The organism is Methylobacterium sp. E-041 (assembly GCF_022829665.1).
Taxonomy (GTDB): Bacteria; Pseudomonadota; Alphaproteobacteria; order Rhizobiales; family Beijerinckiaceae; genus Methylobacterium.
Window position 1 is genome coordinate 1 of the sequence record NZ_JAKSYQ010000272.1, and the last position, 586, is coordinate 586.

1 protein-coding gene is annotated in these 586 nt (G+C 74.9%); it reads right to left on the bottom strand.

Annotated features, from left to right (window positions below):
• Positions 1-262: 262 nt before the first annotated feature.
• Positions 263-586, bottom strand: a 324-nt coding sequence (locus tag MKK70_RS24505; RefSeq protein ID WP_243950480.1) for an aminotransferase class I/II-fold pyridoxal phosphate-dependent enzyme, incomplete at its 5' end; no start/stop codon positions are given.

Here is a 586-nt window from a genome sequence, read left to right on the forward strand (position 1 = left end):
CGCGGGCTCGTGCCCGCCTTGCCGCCGACCGTTTCGCGCATCCCCTCTCCCCGCACGCGGGGAGAGGGCCGCGACGACCCCGTCGTCGTCGCGGCGAGGCGGCAGCCGACGGTGAGGGGGCTTCGACCGGCGAGCCTCCCACGGCACCGCCCCCTCACCGCCGCTTCGGCTGCGCTTCCCGGCCGCACGACGGGGTGCGGCCGGGCCTCTCCCCGCGTGCGGGGAGAGGGGATGGGCGTTTCATCCCAAAACCGAAACCCGCTCACGATGCCGCCCGCCGGACGCCCGAGAGCCGGTCCAGCGCCGCATCCAGCGTCGCGTCGGCCTTGGCGAAGCAGAGCCGCACGAGCGTGCGCACGGCCCGGTCCGGGTAGAACGCGCTCACGGGAATCGCCGCGACGCGATGCTCGCGCACCAGCGCCTCGCAGAAGGCGACGTCGTCGGCGTGGCCGAGATCGGCGATGTCGAGGTTGAGGAACCACGTCGCCTGCGCCGGCAGCACCGTGAAGCCGAGATCGGCGAGGCCGCCGGCGAGCCGGTCGCGCGAGCGGGCGTAGCCGGCGCGCATCCCGGTGAAGTAGGCATC